General features: G+C 68.8%; 17 protein-coding genes. 8 read left to right on the forward strand and 9 right to left on the reverse strand.

Annotated features, from left to right (window positions below):
- Positions 1-2: 2 nt before the first annotated feature.
- The 5 genes from AB3X10_RS17465 (at position 3) to AB3X10_RS17485 (ending at position 5,576) form a co-directional block, all read left to right on the forward strand.
- Positions 3-932 (forward strand): glycerophosphodiester phosphodiesterase family protein, encoded by a 930-nt coding sequence (locus AB3X10_RS17465; protein ID WP_369976674.1) that lies wholly within the window; start codon positions 3-5, stop codon positions 930-932.
- A 243-nt stretch (positions 933-1,175) separates the two neighbouring features.
- On the forward strand, positions 1,176-2,357 hold the full coding sequence (locus AB3X10_RS17470; RefSeq protein WP_369976676.1) for a glycerophosphodiester phosphodiesterase family protein: 1,182 nt from the start codon (positions 1,176-1,178) through the stop codon (positions 2,355-2,357).
- Between the two features lie 93 nt (positions 2,358-2,450).
- Complete coding sequence (locus AB3X10_RS17475) at positions 2,451-3,959, forward strand: hypothetical protein (RefSeq protein WP_369976678.1); 1,509 nt, start codon at positions 2,451-2,453, stop codon at positions 3,957-3,959.
- 470 nt (positions 3,960-4,429) lie between these two features.
- Positions 4,430-4,891 carry a cell wall hydrolase gene (locus AB3X10_RS17480; protein ID WP_145701667.1) on the forward strand — a complete coding sequence of 154 codons (462 nt, stop codon included), beginning with the start codon at positions 4,430-4,432 and terminating at the stop codon, positions 4,889-4,891.
- 76 nt (positions 4,892-4,967) lie between these two features.
- Entirely contained in the window at positions 4,968-5,576 is a 609-nt protein-coding gene (locus AB3X10_RS17485) for a glutathione binding-like protein (RefSeq protein WP_369976680.1), read from the forward strand.
- A gap of 190 nt (positions 5,577-5,766) precedes the next feature.
- Here the strand turns inward: AB3X10_RS17485 and AB3X10_RS17490 are convergent, their stop codons facing one another.
- From AB3X10_RS17490 to AB3X10_RS17525, 8 genes are all read right to left on the reverse strand, one after another.
- Positions 5,767-6,327, reverse strand: a complete 561-nt coding sequence (locus tag AB3X10_RS17490; protein ID WP_369976682.1) for a hypothetical protein — start codon at positions 6,325-6,327, stop codon at positions 5,767-5,769.
- A 74-nt stretch (positions 6,328-6,401) separates the two neighbouring features.
- Entirely contained in the window at positions 6,402-8,279 is a 1,878-nt protein-coding gene (gene prpE, locus AB3X10_RS17495; RefSeq protein WP_369976684.1) for a propionate--CoA ligase, read from the reverse strand.
- 142 nt (positions 8,280-8,421) lie between these two features.
- The gene (locus AB3X10_RS17500; RefSeq protein WP_369976686.1) at positions 8,422-8,688 is read right to left on the reverse strand and encodes a hypothetical protein; all 267 of its coding nucleotides are present in this window, start codon (positions 8,686-8,688) and stop codon (positions 8,422-8,424) included.
- Between the two features lie 11 nt (positions 8,689-8,699).
- Complete coding sequence (locus tag AB3X10_RS17505) at positions 8,700-11,210, reverse strand: prolyl oligopeptidase family serine peptidase (RefSeq protein ID WP_369976688.1); 2,511 nt, start codon at positions 11,208-11,210, stop codon at positions 8,700-8,702.
- A 230-nt stretch (positions 11,211-11,440) separates the two neighbouring features.
- The gene (locus AB3X10_RS17510) at positions 11,441-12,184 is read right to left on the reverse strand and encodes a DUF4189 domain-containing protein (RefSeq protein WP_369976690.1); all 744 of its coding nucleotides are present in this window, start codon (positions 12,182-12,184) and stop codon (positions 11,441-11,443) included.
- 103 nt (positions 12,185-12,287) lie between these two features.
- A complete protein-coding gene (locus tag AB3X10_RS17515) occupies positions 12,288-13,274 on the reverse strand; it encodes a malate dehydrogenase (protein WP_039007480.1) in 987 nt (328 codons plus the stop codon).
- 34 nt (positions 13,275-13,308) lie between these two features.
- Entirely contained in the window at positions 13,309-13,683 is a 375-nt protein-coding gene (locus AB3X10_RS17520) for a glutaredoxin family protein (protein ID WP_369976692.1), read from the reverse strand.
- 90 nt (positions 13,684-13,773) lie between these two features.
- Positions 13,774-14,268, reverse strand: a complete 495-nt coding sequence (locus tag AB3X10_RS17525) for a peptidylprolyl isomerase (RefSeq protein WP_369976694.1) — start codon at positions 14,266-14,268, stop codon at positions 13,774-13,776.
- A gap of 201 nt (positions 14,269-14,469) precedes the next feature.
- Here AB3X10_RS17525 and typA point away from each other — a divergent pair, with 201 nt between their 5' ends.
- From typA to AB3X10_RS17540, 3 genes are all read left to right on the forward strand, one after another.
- Entirely contained in the window at positions 14,470-16,299 is a 1,830-nt protein-coding gene (typA, locus tag AB3X10_RS17530) for a translational GTPase TypA (RefSeq protein ID WP_064538334.1), read from the forward strand.
- A gap of 13 nt (positions 16,300-16,312) precedes the next feature.
- Complete coding sequence (locus tag AB3X10_RS17535) at positions 16,313-16,795, forward strand: DUF2127 domain-containing protein (RefSeq protein ID WP_145701681.1); 483 nt, start codon at positions 16,313-16,315, stop codon at positions 16,793-16,795.
- An 89-nt stretch (positions 16,796-16,884) separates the two neighbouring features.
- Positions 16,885-18,492, forward strand: a complete 1,608-nt coding sequence (locus AB3X10_RS17540; RefSeq protein ID WP_369976697.1) for an amidase — start codon at positions 16,885-16,887, stop codon at positions 18,490-18,492.
- A 246-nt stretch (positions 18,493-18,738) separates the two neighbouring features.
- Here AB3X10_RS17540 and AB3X10_RS17545 read toward each other — a convergent pair whose 3' ends face one another.
- Positions 18,739-19,908, reverse strand: coding sequence for a mechanosensitive ion channel family protein (locus tag AB3X10_RS17545; RefSeq protein WP_369981879.1), 1,170 nt, complete (start codon positions 19,906-19,908; stop codon positions 18,739-18,741).

Consider the following 19,908-nt stretch of genomic DNA (forward strand, 5'->3'; position numbering starts at 1 on the left):
GCATGTGCTGGCGGAAACTGCTGATGGGTGCGGCGATCTGCCTGCCGTGGATGGCGTCTGCGGCAGCGGCGCAGGCCCTGCCGGAACGCCTGCGCGACCCGCACGGCGATGCGCTGGTGGTATCGCATCGCGCATGCTGGAAGCTCGCCTCGGAGAACACGCTCGACGGCATCGCCGCATGCATCGCGCATGGCGTGGACATGGTCGAGGTCGATGTGCGCACCAGCCGCGACGGGACGCTGGTGCTGATGCACGACGAGCGCGTGGACCGCACCACCGACGGGCATGGCGCAGTGGCCGACCTCGACGCTGCGCAGATCGCCGCGCTGCGCGTGCGCAGCCAGGGTGGCGGCCGCGCCAGCACGCTCACCGGCCGGCACCCGCCGACGCTGGCGCAGGCACTGGCAACGGCGCGCGGCCGGGTTCTGGTGAACCTGGACGTCAAGGCCGCATCGCTCGACCGGATCATGGACGTGGTCGAGGCGGCCGGAGCGCAGCGCGACGTGCTGCTGAACGTCCCGCTGGACGTTCCGCAGGCGGCGCTGCAACGCGCGCGCAACGCCGACATCGCGGTGCAGGCGCTGTACCTGCAGCGCGAATCGGCGCTGCCGCCGGAGCAGGCGCTGCGCAGCGCCGCGGCGCTGCGGCCGACGGCGGTGCAATTGATGTTCGACGACCCCGCGGTGCTGGACATGGCGCAACGCACGCTGGGCCGGACCACCCGCCTGTTCGTCAACACCATGACCAACGACATCGCCAGCGGCACGCCGATGCGGCTGTCGGCGAACTACACCGACGCGCGTGCGCTGCAAGCCCCCCGGCAGGTCTGGGGCGAACTGCGTAGGCGCGGGGTGAGCCTGATCCAGACCGACGAACCGTTGTCGCTGCTGCGCTATCTGCAGCGGCACCGGCGATCGGACGGTACCGACTAGCGCCCCTCCATTGCGGCATCCGCCCCGGAGTTGCCCGGCCTGCTGCAGGCCGGGCCTGCGCTCGGCCATGCGCCGCAATTTCGCAGGCGCTCCGCCGGCGTTTCCGGTCACGTTCCTGCACGAGGCTTGAACTGCCCCCGAAAAATGCATCAACCCTGGTCCAGGTATCGGCGACACAAGAACCATCGGATTTTCAGCGCAACAACCCGAAGTACACCCCAACCCACCTGCAGGAGAGAATCGATGAAAGCATTCGCATCGTCATGGAAAACCAATGCGCTGGCGGCCGCTTGCGCCGTCCTGGCCACGCTGTCGGGCGCAGCGTCGGCCGCCAACAATTGGAACCCGCAGCACATCCTCAGCGCGTTCAAGAATCCGTACCACACGATCACCTCGCCCAGCAACACCACGATCGTCGGCACCATCGCCCACCGCGGCGTGGTGAGCAGCGGGTGCCCGGAAAATTCGTCGTGCTCGATCCTGGCGACCTATAACGCGAACGTCGAAGCGATCGAACTGGATGTCAAACAATCCGACACCGGGCAGCCATGGCTGTTCCATGACCAGAACGTCGGCCGTTTGATCGATCACAGCCCCGCTTTCAACATCTTCCAGGATGCGACGAACCCCGCCGGCTGGAATCCGGACGTCCGCTCGCTGGACGACCAGGCACTCACCAGCACCTACTTCCTGCGCGACAAGAATTTCAACAGGACCGGCTACCATCCGGTCTCGCTGTCGCGCGCGCTCGACCTCATCAAATCTTCCGCGAACCATATGGTGGTCGTCCTCGACATCAAGACCCTGGACGCGGTGTCGCGCGCCGCCGACATGGCCAAGGCCCGCGGCATGCAGAATCAGGTCGTGCTGAAGTTCAGCGCTTCGTTGCTTCCGAACAATCCGGGCAGCATCGTCAACTACACCAAGGGCGTCGCCTTCGTTCCGACCATCTACGCCGGCGACATGGACAAGATCGTCGACAGCGGCTACGTCGGCTCGTGCTCCAAACTCCTCGGCAGCTACCTTTGCCGGGTCGAGTCGTGGATCACCGACGCGACCAAGGTCAGCAACTACGCCTGGGTGGAGATCGGCAACAAGGCGGCGCAGCCCGGCGATCCGACCTATCAGCTGGTCAGCACCCTGAAAGGACAGAAAGCGGCCATGGGAGCGTTCACGCCGGTGAAGGAATACCGGCTCAATGCCAGCGATGGTGCGCATTACGTGCGCAGCAACGGCACCTGCTGCGCCAAGCTCAGCGACTACCTGACCAAGACCAAGCACTTCGGCAACGAAACGGTGGATCTGCGCGAGCGGATCGATCCGCAGCTTTCCAATGGTTTCACCACCATCATCAGCGACGACGCCGCTGCGGTGAACACTGAAACGTCGAGCTTCGGCCTTCGCCATACGGCTTTCTACAACTGATCTCCGACAGCAATGCCGGCCGGGGAGGCGACTCCCCGGCCCGGCTGCCTGCCGTCTGGCAACGCATGCGCCTACGCGCCAAGGATCTATCGAATGCGCTCTATCGCCCTTCCCCGCTATCTGGTTCTCGCCCCGGTCGTCGGCATTGCCTGTTGGCTGATGCTTGGAGGCGCCTCCGCGCTGCAGCCATCGAGCCGGATTTCGTCTGCAACGCCGTCCGCGGCCCAGCCGCCGGCGCACGCCGACGCGGCACGTCCGGCAGCGGCCATCGCCGCCGCACCCGAGCCACCGTCGGCCAAGGCGGTGCTGGACCTGGCAGTGTCGCTGCCGGCCGACTTCCAGGCCGAGGTCCTGCTGCGCATGGCCGACGCCAAGGACCTGCCCACCGCTCCGGGGAGCAAGGGCCAGTCCGCCACAGCCGTCGACCTGGCGTTGCATGCGTACGAGCTCGCCGGGCGGAGCATGCGCCGCCTGCCCGGCCTGGGCAACGTCGGCTATGTCGACGAAGAAAACGAGGACGAATTGCGCAATGCGCACACCGCCGGTCTCGACCAGCTCTCGTTGCAGACGCGGTCGATCCGGTTGGTCGCCGCGCACGCGCCGGAGCGTGTCGGCAGCTTGCTCGCGTCCCTGCCTGCGCCCGCCAAGACTGCCTGCGGTGCCGACTACGTGGACGACCCGAGCGCCACCTACGAATTGACCGCGGCCTTGCTGCCGCAGGATCCCGAACAGCGCGCGAATGCGCTGCGCCAACGGATCGATCTGGCGCAGCGCGAGACCGACGTCAAACCGGCGCTGAAAATGATCCTGGCGCTGCCCACGCTCGGCGACGCCGCCGAGGCCCAGATCGGCGAGAGCCTGATCCGGCTGTTCGCGCGCGTCCGCGGCGACGATGCAGGCTTCACCGCCACCGAATTGAGCGTGGCCTCGGACATCCAGCTGCTGCTGCAACGCCTGGACGGCACGCCGCCGATACGCGATCGGCTCCACGACGCCTACAGGGGCTACGTCCAAGCCCATCTCGCCCAGCCGCGTTGTCCGGCGAGCCTGCTCGGCAACCATTGGCTGCTCGAACAGCGCTTCGTCGCCGAGATCCCCGGCGATCAGATCCGGGAGCCCGCGCCGTCCGCGGCCGCATCCTCGCCGGGCAACGACGCGGCGGTCTCGCTGATCCGCCAGGCCGGCTTCAATATCCGCACTCAATTGCTCGAGCATGCGGACCGGAATCCGGCAACCGACGCGGCGCTGGCCGCGGCATCGAACGAATTCCTCGAGCAGATCGGTACCGGTCCGCTGGGCGCTGCCGCGGCCTCCGACAGCAGCGGCCGCATCCAGCGCGCGCAACTTCTGGAAATGCTGCGCTATCTCGAATACGCGCCTGCAGGCGCGGCGCGCGATCGAGGTTTCGACATCGTCTACCGGTTGCTGTCGGGCCCCTACTACCAACGCGACCACGACACCTGGTTCGGCGACCTGCGCCGGGTCGCAGAGCAGGCCCAGCGATGGCCCGACCGGGCGCTGAGGCTCGACCAGCTCGCCGCTCACCGCGAACCGGTCGTCAAGGTGTATGCGCTGCTCATGCAGCGCGGGCAATTTCCGTAGCGCGCATCCGGCGCGGCGGCGGCCGCCATATCCGCAAAAGCTCTTAGACGCGACTGCTCGAACCGCGCTGCAACACCACCGTCCCGACCGCCGCATGCAATCCGGCTGCGCGCCGGACACTGCGGCAACGGCCGGCAGGCGCGATCCACGCTGCATCCGCGACGCTTCAGCGCATTCCCGCGCCAACGGCCGTCGGTCGGTGATCGTGCCGGGCAAGGCCCGGCCCGGCTCCGCGCAAGGCAAGGGTGCCAGCGGCACCGATGACAGCGGTTCAGTTCCGATTGGGTGAATGCCGCCTATTGTGCGCGCCACTTCACGATTCGCCCATCTTGGCGGATCCGCCGGCCTCCAGATTGCGCCGGCACCCGGGCGGCCCGTGACAGGCCGCCTCCCCATGACGCCAAGCCGCATCGCCTTGCCGCGCCACCCGGCGCAGCCCCGATGACGGCCCATACGGAGCAAGGAGTTATATGAAACTGGCCTGGATACTCTGGCTGTCGCAGCTGTTGCCGCAACCCGCCGCCGATTCGTTGTGTTTGAGCACCACCGTGTACCTGGAAGCGCGCGACCAGACGCTGCGCGGCCAGCAGGCGGTCGCCGAAGTGGCGCTGCGGCGCCTGGACAGCGGCCTGTGGGGCAACTCGATGTGCCAGGTGGTCACCGCGCGCAAGCAGTTCGCGCCCGGGCTGGTGAAACCCGGCACCGAGCTGAAGAACGACGACGCCTGGGCCGATGCGGTCAACGTCGCCTTCGCCGCCGAGCGCAACTGGGCGCTGCCGCAAGGCCAGCGCAAGGAGATCGTGCCCGGCGCCAGCCACTTCGCCGCGCATGCGATCGCCAGCCCGAGCTGGCGCAACGCCTACCAGGTGGCGACGATCGGCGACCACACGTTCTACCGCGTGCAGAAACTGCGGCCGCGCAACGCGTCCTGACCGGGTCGCGGCGCTATCGCCAACTGCACGCAGGGCCGGGTACGCTTCCCGGCCCTTTGTTCGTGCGGAGTCCGCAATGAAACTGTATGCCAAGCCCGGCGCCTGTTCGCTGGCCGATCACATCGTGCTGCGCTGGGCGCAACTGCCGTTCGAACTGGAACTGCTCGACGCCGCATCGATGAAGGCGCCGGCCTATCTCGCCGTCAATCCCGCCGGCGCGGTGCCCGCGCTGCAGGAGGACGACTGGGTGCTGACCCAGAACTCGGCGATCCTCAACTACCTCGCCGATCGCGCACCAGCCGCACAGCTGGCCGGCGACGGCAGCGCGCGCAGCCGCGCCGACGTGCAGCGCTGGCTGGCCTTCGTCAATGCCGACGTGCACCCGGCCTTCCATCCGCTGTTCGGCAGCACGCGCTACCTGGAAGACGCGGCGGTGATCGCGCGCACCCAGGACCATGCGCGCGAGCGCCTGCGCACGCTGTACGCGCGCGTGGACGCGCAACTGGCGACGCAGGCATGGCTCGCCGGCGCGCAGCGTTCGATCGCCGACGCGTATCTGTTCGTCACCCTGCGCTGGGCGCGCGCGCTGAAGATCGAACTCGGCGCGAACCTGCAGCGTTTCTTCGAACGCATGGCGGCCGATCCGCAGGTGCAGGCGGCGCTGCAGGCCGAAGGGCTGAATTGAGTCCGCGCCGCTAGCGCGATGCGTTTCCGCTTTGCCTGCGCGAAAACGAATTTGCAGGAGCGGCTTCAGCCGCGACAGGACTTCCTGATGGATCCTGTCGCGGCTGAAGCCGCTCCTACAACGGCAAAGCACTGCATCTGCCCCATCGCACTCCGCATCGCCATCGCGCGAAATCGGTGCTTGATTGCGACTACTGCGGATCGGCGCCAAGCGTGTCCTGCAGCCAGCGCGCGGCCAGCGCCGGACTCTTGGCCTTGCCGAGCGTGGCGGTGAACTCCGGCAGCAGCGCTTCCAGCGCGGCGGCATCGCTGCAGCGCTCGATCTTCAACTGCATGAAATAGCCCTTCAGTCCCAGGTGCTGGCGCACCGCTTCGCTCATCGCTTCGTAGAGCTGCGAATAGCGCTGCGCCGCTTCGCGCGAGACCGGCGCATCGGCTGGATGCGCCAAGGCGTGGACGGCACCGGCTACCGTCGCCGCCGACGCGGGCGGCGGCGCGCTCGATGCCGATGCCGATGTCGCAGGCGAAGGCGGCGCCGACGGATCGCCGCCGCGGCGGATCAATCCCATCTGCTGCAGCTGCGCCAATGCATCTTCCGGCGCATGCAGGCCGGCGACGATCTGCTGCAACGCGGCGTCGTCCTTTTGCCCGTCCACCACCAGCAGGATCGAGCGCAGTTGCGCCGGCAAGCGGCGCGCGCGGTCCGCGATCTCCTGCCGTCCCGCTTCGGTCTTGGCATAACGCTCGCTCATTCCCCGCCCTCCCCTGGTTGCGCGTCAGCGGCAGCCGGCGCGGTTGCTGCGCGATGCAGGCGCGCGGCGCGGCCTCAGCGTCCCAACACCCGACGGATCTCGTCGAGCGCGCCCGGATCGTCCAGCGTCGACAGGTCGCCGGGATCGCGCTGCTCGGCCAAGGCCTGCAGCGAACGCCGCAGCAACTTGCCCGAACGCGTCTTCGGCAACGCCTGCACAAGGTACACCTGCGCCGGCCGCGCCACCGCGCCGAGCCGCTCGACCACGCATTGCCGCAACTGCTCGGCGACGCCGGCGACGGCATCGGGCGCCGCCTGCGTCTTCAGCGTCGCGAACACCACCGGCACCTGCCCCTTCAGTTCGTCGTGCATGCCGATCACCGCCACTTCCGCCACCTGCGCATGGCTGGCGATGGCCTCTTCGATCTCGCGCGTGCCCAGGCGATGGCCGGCGACGTTGATCACGTCGTCGGTGCGGCCGAGGATGAAGGTATAGCCGTCGTCGTCGCGGATCGCCCAGTCCAGCGAGCTGTACAGCAGTTCCTCGAAATGGCTGAAATAGCTGCGCAGGAACCGCGCATCGTCGTTCCACACCGTGGTCATGCAGCCGGGCGGCAACGGCGGTTCGATCACCAGCACGCCCTTGCGTCCGGCCGGCACCTCGACGCCTTGCGTGTCGACGATCTTCATCTTGTAGCCCAGGTTGGGAAACCCCGGCGAGCCCGGCTTGACCGGCCGCATCTCCAGTCCAGGAAGCAGGGTCAGCGCCGGCCAGCCGGTCTCGGTCTGCCAGTAGTTGTCGATGACCGGCTTGCCCAGCGCCTCGCCGATCCACAGCGCGGTCGGCTCGTCCAGCGGTTCGCCGGCCAGGAACAGGTACTGCAGCGCGCTCAGGTCGTGGTCGCGGATGTGGCTGGCCGGATGTTTCTTCAATACGCGGATCGCGGTCGGCGAGGAGAACATGGTGCGCACCCGGTATTTCTCGCACAGCGCCCACCACACGCCGGGATCCGGATTGACCGGCAACCCCTCGTACAGCAGCGAGGTGCAGCCGGCGATCAGCGGACCGTACACGTTGTACGAATGGCCGACCGCCCAGCCGACATCGGACGTGGAGAACATCACCTGCCCAGGCGCGCAATCGAACACCGTGCGCATCGACAGCGCCAGGGCCACCGCATAGCCGCCGACGTCGCGCTGCACGCCCTTGGGCTTGCCGGTGGTACCGGAGGTATACAGCAGGTAGCTGGGTTCGTTGGATTCCAGCCAGGTCACCGGCACCTGCGCGTCGCCGACCTGCGCGCGCAGATCGGCGTAGTCCACGTCGCGCCCGTCGATGCGCGGCTGTGCCGGATCCAGCCCGCGCGAGACGATCAGCACCTTCGGCGGCGGCGCGCTGGCTTCCGCGCAGGCGGCGTCGATCAGCGGCTTGTACGCAATCACCTTGCCGCCGCGGCTGCCGGCATCGGCGGCGATCAGCAGCTTCGGCGCCGCATCGTCGATGCGCAGCGCCAGGTTGTGCGCGGCGAAGCCGCCGAACACCACCGAGTGCACCGCGCCGATGCGCGCGCAGGCCAGCATCGCGAACACCGCCTCGGCCATGTTCGGCATGTAGATCACCACGCGGTCGCCGCGCTGCACGTGCAGGCGCAGCAGCACCGCGGCGAAGGCGTTGACCTCGGCGTGCAGCTGCGCATAGGTGAATTCGCGGGTCTGCCCGGTCTCGCTGGACACCGCCACCAGCGCCAGCTGCGCGGCGCGCTCGGGCAGGTGCCGATCCACCGCGTTGTGGCACAGGTTGGTCAGCCCGCCGCCGAACCAGCGCCGGAACGGCGGGTCGTCGTACTCCAGGATGGTCTGCGGCGGCCGCTGCCAGTGGATCGCCTTGGCCTGTTCGGCCCAGAACTCTTCGGGCTGCTCGATCGAGCGCCGGTACAGCGTCGCGTAGTCCATGCCGCCCCTCCCAAGGCGATGCACCGCCCCGAGCATAGTCCCTGCGCGGCACGGGCGTCCTTCCGACCTTGGTCGAACGGCGCGGGCGGCCGAACGCCTGAATCAAGCCCCGCCGCGGAGCGGCATTGGCCTGGAGGAATTGTCAGGCGCCTTCATCGACCGAGCGCAGCAATGTCAGGTTCGCGCAGTCCTCCGACTCCAGCACCCGACCAGCGCGTGCCGTGTCGATCATCACCCCTGCGCCGAACTCCGACTGAAACCATTCCCTCGAGGCCGCGTCTTCTTCCGGCGGAAAGTCCCCGGTACTGACCACAAAAAGCACTGTGGACGGGCTCTCGTCGTCGAACCACCTGACCAGGTCGCCGCGGCGGACGGGAATGTCCGTACCGGGATAGCAAGGCGCGGCCATGGCCCGCCCGACTACCGCTTCTGCGCCTCCGCCTTCGCCGCCGCTGCGCGCGGCGGCGCATTCTTCACGTAGCGGTCGAACCATTCCAGCATCTCCGCCACCACGTCCTCGTTGGACTCGCGCGCGGTGTACCAGTGCGGTTCGAACGGCAGCAGCACCAAGCGCGCGGTGCCGCCGTTGCCGCGGATCGCCTGGAACAGCCGCGGCGCCTGGGTGGTCTCGGTGCCCGGGTTGGCGTCGTCCATGCCGTGCACGATCAGCAGCGGTTCGTTGATCTTGTCGGCGTGGAAGAACGCCGAGGCCTGCGCGTACACCTCCGGCGCGGCCCAGAACGAGCGCCGCTCGCTCTGGAAGCCGAATGGGGTCAGGGTCTTGTTGTAGCTGCCGCTGGTGGCCACGCCGGCGCGGAACAGGTCGGTATGCGCCAGCAGGTTGGCCGCCATCAGCGCGCCGTGGCTGTGGCCGGTGACGCCGATCCGATCGCGGTCCACCACGCCCAGCTCCACCGCCTTGTCCACCGCGGCGCTGGCGTTGTCCACCAGTTGCTGCAGATAGGTGTCGTAGGCGGTCTTGGGATCGCCGACGATCGGGAACGCGGTGTCGTCGATGATCGCGTAGCCGGCCAGCAACAACAGTTGATAGGAACTCAGGCGGGTGAAGTCGCGCTCGTTGGCGCCGCTGACCTGGCCGGCCTTGGACGGGTCGGCGTAGTCGAGCGGATAGGCGTACAGGATCGCCGGCACCCGCGTGCCTTCCTTGTAGCCCGGCGGCGTGTACAGGGTGAACGACAGCTCCACGCCGTCCTTGCGCTTGTAGGTCACCAGCCGCTTCTTGATCTGCCGCACCAGCGGGGTCGGGTCGGGGAAGCGGGTCACCGGCGTCAGGCCGGAGGCGACCACCGCCTCGCCCGCCGCGGCGGCCGGCTGCGGCTGGCCCAGCGTACGTAGGTAGACGTTGGGCGGGTCGCTCGGCGACTGCCGCCAGGTCAGCAGGCGGGTGGTGTCGTCGCCGGCGAACCCGGCGAAGGCTTCGTCCACCGTGGCGTCGCTGCGGAACAGGCGCTGGGTCTTGCCGTCGGCCAGTGCGTAGCGGTCCAGGAACGGACGGTCGCCGGTCGGGGTGGCGCCCTGCCCGCTCAGGAACAGCGCGCCGTTGTCCTCGCGCAGCACGTATTCGCCATTGGGCAGGCGACGCAGTTCGGGCATGCCGGGATCGGCGTACAGGTCGTCGGTGGACAGGTCGAACAGCACCCGCCCGGCGCTGCCGGGGCGATCCGCGTCGAGCAGCGTGGTGCGGCGCCAGTGGCGGTTCTCGTCGTACTCGTCCAGCAGCGCCTGCCCGCCCTGGGCGAACCAGCTCAGGCCGGCGTAGCGCTGGGTTACCTTGGCCAGTTCGCGCGGCTTGCCGGTGAACGGCGCCGCCAGGGTCAGCAGCTTGTCGCGCGCCGGCACGCTGGCCTTCCAGTCGCCGCCGTCCAGCGCTTCGGCCCAGACCAGCGTGGCCGGCTGGTTGGCCCGCCAGGCGTACGCACGCGGGCCGGTCGGCACGCCCTGCACCGGCACCCGGTCGGCGACCGGCAGCTTGGCCAGCACGCGCTCGCTGCCATCGGCCAGGTCCAGCACCGCCACGTCGTGGGCGAACCGCGCATAGGTGGTGACGTAGGAATACGGCCGCTGCAGCCGTTCCACGCGCACGTGGCGGCCGTCGGGCGCGCCATCGACCGTGGTGTAGACGGCCGGCGCGCCGACCTTGGCCTGCTTGCCGCTGGCGGCATCGACCTTGAGCAGTTGCGAAGTGGCGTAGTAGGTGAACAGCGCCTCGTCCTCGGGGCTGGACAGCGTGTCGCGCGCCTCGTAGGTGCTGCTCTCGCCCTTGCCCTGGATGGTTTCCTTGACCTCCGGGCCGGGCGGCACCGCCGCCTTGCGCGGCGCCGCGCCCAGGTCCTGCGGCACGGTCTTCAGCAGCAGCGTGTCGCTGCCGCCCAGCCACTGGATCTCGCCGCCCAGCACCGGGTTGAGCTGCACGCCGTCGATGCGGCGCACGCTGCCGGTGGCGACGTCGCCCAGCCACAGTTCGACGCGGTCGGCGGCGGTGTTGTTGAAGGCGAAGCGGCGCCCGTCCGGCGACCACACCGGCAGCGCCGGGCAGGCGCCGGCCGGCAGGGTCACCGCGGTCTGCTTGCCGCTGGCCACGTCGACCAGGCTGAAACCTTCCAGGCAGGCGCGGATGCCGTAACCGTTGGACATGTCGTGGCGGCTGTGGCTGCGCGGCTCCACGCGCACCCCGGCCAGCTTCAGGTACGGCTCGGCGACGCGCGCGATCGGCGGATACTGGGTGCGCTGCACCAGCAGCAGGGTCTTGCCGGTGGGATCCAGCCGCGGCGACGGATTCAGCGGCGCGCGCATCACCCCCAGCAGCGGCTCCGGCGGTTGCCGATAGCCGCCGTCCGCGGCGTTGGCGGCGAGCGGCAACAGGCTGGCGAGCGCCAGCCCTCCGATCCAGCGGTACGCAGCGCGCGTCATGCTATTTCCCCAAATGAATGGCCGAGGAAACCTAGCACACCCGCAAACCGGCGCGCGCGGGTGCAACGTCATGGTCGGCCGAACGGCGAAGACATACCGCAGAGGCTGGCTGTCGCGCGCAGTCGTGGCATGGTGATGCAGCGGCGACCATCGCCGCCGCGCGAGCGTGGCGCCCCCCGACCTGCCTGGGGGCGCGCCAGCCGCCCGTCCGGCGCGGGCCAGCCCGAAAGCTAGGAAGCGGCCTTGCTGGTCTCGGCCACGATCTCGCACTTGGCCTTCTTGCTCTGCTCGCCAGAGCAGTACTTTTTCGCCGCACGCCGCGCCTGCCAGGCGCTACTGCCCTCGGCTGCGTACAGCTTGCCGTCGTCGCCCAGCGCCATCGCCGCATGCGGCTGCTGATGCACGTAGGCGAAGCATGCCGCCTCGCCACCGCAGGCCTGCAACACGGCCTGGCGGGCATCGCCGCGACGCACGCCGCCGCTGACCGCATAGGCTTTCTGCTGGGTACCGTTGTAGCCCAGTGCATTGAATTGCCAATAAACGGCGCGGCCGCCGCTGCCGGCCGAGACGACCACGTCGCAGTGGACGCCCGGCTTGGCGAGCTCGCATTGCCGCAGCGCCGCTTCCGCCGTCGAGGCGTAACCGATGACATCCTCGTCCGAGGCAGCAAAATAGAAGTAGTCGTCGTAGAAGCTCACCACCACGCATGACGGACCGCAGTCGCGCGCGGCGGCGGCCTTGGCTTGGTCGGCATCGCTGTAATTCCATACCGAGCCCATCGCGCGGGTCGCCGGATCCAGCGCGACCGCGCCGGCCAGCCAAGTGCACTGGCTCTGCATCACCGGCTGGTTGTTGTACATGCCGACAACCACGTCCTGGCAGGACTGCCAGGCCTTGGCCGAGCCGGACCACGCCACTCCAGCCGCCAACAACAACAGCAAGCCCCATATCCGTTGATGCATCGTGCGCTCCATGCTCGTTCCAGGCCGCGCAGTCTAGCGCTGTTGTCGCGCGCGCATACCCGCAAAAGAAAAACGCCGGGCGAGCCCGGCGTCTTCCGCACCTCGATCGCAGCGATCAGCCCAGCAGGTGCGCCACGCCGCTGCGCTCTTCTTCCAGCTCGGCCAAGGTCTTGTCGATGTACTTCTGGCTGAAGTCGTCGATCGGCAGGTCCTTGACCAGGGTGTACTCGCCGTTCTCGGTGGTCACCGCGAAGCCGAACATCACCCCTTCCGGGATGCCGTAGGAACCGTCGGACGGCACGCCCATGGTCACCCACTTGCCGTTGCTGCCCAGCACCCAGTCGCGCACGTGGTCGATGGCGGCGTTGGCGGCCGAGGCGGCCGAGGACGAACCGCGCGCTTCGATGATCGCCGCGCCGCGCTTGCCCACGGTCGGGATGAAGGTGCCGGCGTTCCAGTCCTGGTCGTTGATCGCATCGGCGATGGACGCGCCATCGACGGTGGCGAAGCGGTAGTCCGGATACATGGTCGGGCTGTGGTTGCCCCACACCACCAGCTTCTCGATGCCGCCGACCGGCTTGCCCAGCTTGCCGGCCAGCTGGCTCAGCGCGCGGTTGTGGTCCAGGCGCAGCATGGCGGTGAAGTTCTTCGGGTTCAGGTCAGGCGCCGACTTCATCGCGATGTAGGCGTTGGTGTTGGCCGGGTTGCCGACCACCAGCACCTTGACGTTGCGGCTGGCGACCTTGTTCAGCGCCGCGCCCTGCGCGGTGAAGATCTTGGCGTTCTCCAGCAGCAGGTCCTTGCGCTCCATGCCCGGGCCGCGCGGACGCGCGCCGACCAGCAGGGCGACGTCGGCGTCCTTGAACGCCACTTCGGCGTCGTCGGTGCCGACCATGCCGGCCAGCAGCGGGAACGCGCAGTCTTCCAGCTCCATCATCACGCCCTTCAGCGCGGCCTGGGCCTTCTCCATCGGCAGCTCGAGCAGCTGCAGGATCACCGGCTGGTCCTTGCCCAGCATCTCGCCGGAGGCGATACGGAACAGCAGGGCATAGCCGATCTGGCCGGCAGCGCCGGTCACAGCAACACGTACGGGTGTCTTCATGGGGGGTTCCTCTGCTAAAAAAGGGATAAGGGGGTCAGTAGACGCGGTAGCCCAGCGGCTGCAGGTGCGCGTCCAGGGCGGCGGTGTCGTAGCCGTCGATCACGTGCTGGCCGATCACGGTGATCGGCACGCCTTCGCGGCCCAGTGCGGCGGCGGCCAGGCGGCCTTCCTCCTGCTCCACGTCGAGCACGCGGTAGCGGACCTGGGCACGCTCGAAATCGGCCTGTTGCCGGCGGCAATAGCCGCACCAGTCGGCGGCCAGCATGACGATGCCGTCGGCGCCGGTGAGCAGCCGCGGATCGCCGGCCGCCAGCGTCGCCGGCGCCGAGGTCGCCTCCGAACTGCGCCACCACGCGTGCACGCCGCCACCGATTCCGAGCAGCAACATGCACAGCAAAAGGGGACGCATCGTCATCGAGGGTCGGGCGCGGCAATCAACCGGGAAATGTTAGCACGCAGGCCATTTGCGACCGGCCGGCACGGCCGGTCGCGGCGGCACTCAGGCGCTGAGCAGGCGGTTCCACTCGGCGACGCGGTCGGCCTTGGCCGCCAGCACCGCATCGGCGTCGCCTTCGATGGTGATCTTGTTGATCGCATCGCCCTGGGCGACGCTGTCGACCACGTCCAGGCCTTCGATCACCTTGCCGAACACGGTGTGCTTGCCGTCCAGCCACGGGGTGGCGGTGTGGGTGATGAAGAACTGGCTGCCGTTGGTGCTGGGGCCGGCGTTGGCCATCGACAGCACGCCGCGCTCGTGGCGCACGCCGTTGTTGGTCTCGTCCTCGAAGCGGTAGCCCGGGCCGCCGCGGCCGGAACCTTCCGGGCAGCCGCCCTGGATCATGAAGTCGGCGATCACGCGGTGGAAGTTCAGCCCGTCGTAGAAGCCGCGCTTGGCCAGGTTCACGAAGTTGGCCACGGTCAGCGGCGCCTTGTCGGGGTACAGCTCGATCTTGATCGGGCCGCGGGCGGTGTCGAAATGGGCGATCAGGGACATGGGATTCCTTGGAAACGGGGGCGTCATTTGGGGCGCATAGGATACACGGCGGCCCGTTTGGCCCGCTTCCGGCCCCCGATTCCGGGACTGAACGGCCCCGCCCCCCGGCCGCAGAATCCTGAACCGGCAGGCGCGCCGGGATGCAGGTATAATAGGGGGCTTACTCTCCTTCCTTTCTGGCGCCGGTTGGCCCCCTTTCGCATGTCCATCGAAAATCTTCGCAATATCGCCATCGTCGCCCACGTCGACCATGGCAAGACCACCCTCGTCGACTGCCTGCTGAAGCAGTCCGGCACCCTCTCCGAGCGCACGGTGCTGGCCGAGCGCGTGATGGACAGCAACGATCAGGAAAAGGAACGTGGCATCACGATCCTGGCCAAGAACACGGCCATCACCTGGCAGGGCAACCGCATCAACATCGTCGACACCCCCGGACACGCCGACTTCGGCGGCGAAGTGGAGCGCGTGCTGTCGATGGTGGACTCGGTGCTGATCCTGGTCGACGCGATGGACGGGCCGATGCCGCAGACCCGCTTCGTGACCCAGAAGGCGTTCGCGATGGGCTTCAAGCCGATCGTGGTGGTCAACAAGATCGACCGCCCGGGCGCGCGTCCGGACTGGGTCATCGACCAGGTGTTCGACCTGTTCGACAAGCTCGGCGCGACCAACGAGCAGCTCGACTTCCCGATCGTCTACGCCTCGGCGCTGCACGGCTACGCGAGCCTGGACGACAGCGCGCGCGAAGGCGACATGACCCCGCTGTACGAAGCGATCATGAAGCACGTGGCGCCGCCGCAGGTGGACCCGGACGGTCCGTTCCAGATGCGCATCAGCCAGCTGGACTACAACAACTTCGTCGGCCTGATCGGCATCGGCCGCATCCAGCGCGGCAAGGTCAAGAAGAACATGCCGGTCAGCATCGTCGACCGCGAAGGCAAGAAGCGCCAGGGCAAGATCCTGCAGGTGCTCGGCTTCATGGGCCTGGAGCGGGTGGAAGTGGAAGAGGCCGAGGCCGGCGACATCGTCGCCATCTCCGGCGTGGCCGACATGAGCATCTCCGACACCATCTGCGCGCTGGACACCCCCGAAGCGCTGCCGGCGCTGACCGTGGACGAGCCGACCATCTCGATGACCTTCCAGGTCAACAACTCGCCGTTCGCCGGCAGCAAGGAACACAGCGGCGGCAAGTTCATCACCAGCCGCCAGATCCGCGAGCGCCTGGAGCGCGAGACCCTGCACAACGTCGCGTTGAAGGTCGAGGAAGGGTCGGACCCGGACAAGTTCCTGGTCTCCGGCCGCGGCGAGCTGCACCTGTCGGTGCTGATCGAGAACATGCGCCGCGAAGGCTTCGAGCTGGCGGTGTCGCGCCCGGAAGTCATCGTCAAGGAGATCGACGGCAAGCTGATGGAGCCGGTCGAGCAGCTGGTGGTGGACATCGAAGAGCAGCACCAGGGCGGCGTGATGGAGAAGCTGGGCATCCGCAAGGGCCAGCTGAAGAACATGGAGCCGGACGGCAAGGGCCGCGTGCGCCTGGACTACATGATCCCGGCGCGTGGCCTGATCGGCTTCCAGAACGAGTTCCGCACCCTGACCCAGGGTTCGGGCCTGCTGTTCCACGTGTTCGACCACTACGGCCCGAAGGAACAGGGCGCCATCGCCAAGCGCCAGAACGGCGTGATGATCGCCAATGCCGCCGGCGCCACCCCCGCCTATTCGCTTGGGCCGCTGGAAGAGCGCGGCCGCCTGTTCGCCGCCGAAGGCGACAACGTGTACGAAGGCCAGCTGATCGGTATCCACTCCAAGGACAACGATCTGACCGTCAACGCGATCAAGACCAAGCCGCTGACCAACATGCGCGCCTCGGGCAAGGACGATGCGATCAAGCTGACCCCGGCGATCAAGTACACGCTGGAGCAGGCGCTGGACTTCATCGAGGACGACGAGCTGGTCGAAGTCACCCCGAAGGAAATCCGCCTGCGCAAGAAGTTCCTGACCGAAAGCGATCGCAAGCGCGCCGGTCGCGGCGGCTGATCGCCTAACGTCCGTGGCCAGCAAGAAGGCGTACAACCCGGATCCGCATGCGCATCCGGGCCTGCACCTGATCGCACTGCTGGAGGCCGGCAAGGGCCTGCTCGCGGTGCTCGCGGCCACGGGCCTGGAACTGATGGGCCCGCTGCCGCTGCGCGCGGCGGTGGGCCGGCTGATCGTGCGTTTCAGCCTGGACCCCGAGCACGGCGCGCTGCCGTCGCTGCTCACCATGATCAATCCCGGCGCGGTGCACCTGGCCGCCGCCGGCATGCTCGCCTACGGCGTGCTGCACATCGTCGAAGCCTGGGGCCTGTGGCGCGCCAAGGCCTGGGCGTCGATGCTGGGCTGCATCTCCGCGGCCATCTATCTGCCGTTCGACATCTACGCGATCGTGCGCCATCCCGGCTGGGCGTCCTGGGCGGTGCTGGCGATCAATCTCGCCGTGGTCGGCATCCTGGCCCGCGACCTGGTCCGGCGCCGGCGCCGTCCTGCCGTCTGAGCGTTCTGCGGGCCTGGCGTCCGCAGCGGTTTGCCATTCCCCCTGGCGCTGCGTAGCCTCCTGGAGAACGCCTCCCCGGGACCGTGCCGATGCGTCTGCTGCCCGCCCTGCTGCTGTGCGGCGCCCTCGCCGGCTGCCGGCATGGCGCCCTGCCCGATCCCGCCGCGACTTCGCCAGCGCCCGCGTCGGCCGCATTCGTGCATGCCGAGGTCGACATCGCCACGCTACAGGCGCAGATGGCGCGCGGCACGCTCGACAGCGCCGGCCTGACCGCGGCCTACCTGCAACGGATCGACGCACTGGACCGGCAAGGACCGGCGCTGCACGCGATCATCGAGCGCAACCCGCAGGCCCTGGACGAAGCGCGCCGGCTGGACGCCGAACGCCGCGCCGGGCATCTGCGCGGCCCGCTGCACGGCATCCCGATCGTGTTGAAGGACAACATCGATGCGCGGCCAATGGCCAACTCGGCCGGCTCGCTGGCGCTGGCCGACTTCCATCCGCAGCACGACGCCTTCCTGGTGCAGCGCCTGCGCCAGGCCGGCGCGGTGATCCTGGGCAAGAGCAACCTCAGCGAATGGGCCAACTTCCGCTCCAGCGCCTCCAGTTCCGGCTGGAGCGCGCGCGGCGGGCAGACCCGCAACCCGTACGTGCTCGACCGCAATCCCTGCGGCTCCAGCGCCGGCACCGGCGTAGCCGTGTCGGCGAACCTGGCCGCGGCCGGCATCGGCACCGAGACCGACGGCAGCATCGTCTGCCCGGCCGCGGTGAACGGCCTGGTCGGGCTGAAGCCGACCGTGGGCCTGGTCAGCCGCGACGGCATCATCCCGATCTCCGCCAGCCAGGACACCGCCGGGCCGATGACCCGCAGCGTCGCCGACGCGGCGACGCTGCTGACCGTGCTGGCTGCGGCCGACGCGGCCGATCCGGCCACCGCCGCGGCGCCGCGCGCACCCGGCTACGACTACGGCGTACACCTGCGCCGCGACGCGCTGCGCGGCGCGCGCATCGGCCTGCTGCCCTCGCCGCTGACCCAGACCGCGGACATCGCCGCGGCGCAGGCACGCGCCGTCGCCGTACTGCGTGCGGCCGGCGCCACGGTGGTCGATGCGCGGATCCCCAGCGCCGGGCAATGGGACGACGCCGAACTGACCGTGCTGCTGACCGAATTCAAGGCCGGGCTGGAGCGCTACCTCGACAGCCGCCAGGCGCCGCTGCGCACCCTGGCGCAGCTGATCGCGTTCAACCGCGCGCATGCCGAGCGCGAGCTGGCACCGTTCGACCAGGCCCTGTTCGAACGGGCACAGGCCACCGGCGGACTCGACGATCCGGCCTATCTGGCGGCACGGGCCAAGGCCAGGCGCCTGGCCGGCCCGGACGGCATCGACGCGGCACTGCGCGCGCAGCAGCTGGACGTGCTGATCGCGCCGACCACCGGCCGCGCCTGGAAGACCGACCCGCTGCATGGCGACGACTTTCCCGGCGCCAGCTACGGCGCGGCGGCGGTCGCCGGCTATCCCAGCCTGACCGTGCCGATGGGCGCCAGCGACGGCTTGCCGCTGGGCTTGATCTTCATCGGCGGCGCCTGGAGCGAACCGCGCCTGATCGAACTGGGCTACGCCTACGAACAGCGCAGCCGCGCACGCACGCCACCGACGTTTCTGCCGACGCTGCCGCAGGCCACTGAGCATCCGTAAAGCGAATAGCGCCGCAACGAGAAGGCGGCAACACATCAACAGACGGTTGGCGAAGAAAGCTTCTGTATGAGCGGCTTCAGCCGCGACCGGGCGTTACCGGTAACGCCTGGTCGCGGCTGATGGCCCGAGGCCACGCAGAGCCGCTCCTACAGGTTGCATTGCCTGTTCATTGCCTGCGAGCGATACGCCACCTGCAACGCAAGGGCGCTGCAGCGCGACCGCACGAAGACACTGCACAACCCAACGCTATGCCGTACCCGGCTTCGGCTCGCCCGCATTGGGCACCGCTGTCGCCGCCGGCGCGCCATCCTCGGCGCCGGGCGAGCGCATCGCGGCCGAATCCAGGGACGCCGCCGGGGCCGGCCGCGACGGCGGCGCCGCTTCCGAGGCGATCTCCGCGCGCATCCGCGGCAAGGCGTACGGGTGCTCGCGGGTCAGGAAGTCGATCATGCGTTCGCGCACGATGCAGCGCAGGTCGAACGCATCGCCGGAATTGCGCGCGCTGACCAGCAGGCGCACCTGGATCGTGCTTTCGCTGGTCTCGGTCACCTGGGTCACGCAGACGCGTCCGTCCCACAGCGGTTCGCTCCTGCAGATCCGCTCCAGCTCGGCCCGCAACTGCGGCAATGGCGTGCGGTAGTCCAGCCACAGGAACGCGGTGCCGAGCAGGTCGGCGCTGCTGCGCGTCCAGTTCTGGAACGGGTTCTCGATGAACCAGGTCAACGGCACCACCATGCGCCGCTCGTCCCAGATGCGCACCACCACGTAGGAACTGCCGATCTCCTCGATGCGGCCCCACTCGCCTTCGACGATGACCACGTCGTCGAGCCGGATCGGCTGGGTCAGGGCGATCTGCAGGCCGGCGATCAGGTTGCCGAACACCGGCTTGGCGGCGATACCGGCAACCAGGCCGATGATGCCGGCCGAGGCCAGCAGCGTGGTGCCGATCTGCCGTACCGCAGGGAAGGTCAGCAGCACCACCGACGTACCGAGCAGGATGATCGTGCCCATCGCCACCCGCGCCAGCACCCGGGTCTGGGTCTGCACGCGGCGCGCGGTCAGGTTGTCGGCCACCTCGATCGGATAGCTGCGCAGGATCGCCGCTTCCAGCGCGGCGGCGCCGCGCACCAGCAGCCAGGTCACGCAGGCGATCATGCCGATGTGCAGCAGATGCTGCAGGTCGGTCAGCGCGCGCTCGTCCAGCGGGGTGGATTCCAGCGCGAAGCTGAGCATCAGCATCGGCAGCAGGAAGGCCATCGGCACGCTGACCACGCGGACGATGCGCGCGCGCCGATAGTCGCGCCCGCGCATGCGCTGCGCGATGCGCAGCAACAGCCACCAGGCGAGGAAGCCGAGCACCACCGCCGCGCCGATCGGCAGCGTATAGGCGCGCCAGGGGATCCAGTCGAGATCCAG

Origin of the sequence: Xanthomonas sp. DAR 80977 (assembly GCF_041240605.1) — a bacterium.
In the GTDB taxonomy this organism is placed as follows: domain Bacteria; phylum Pseudomonadota; class Gammaproteobacteria; order Xanthomonadales; family Xanthomonadaceae; genus Xanthomonas_A; species Xanthomonas_A bundabergensis.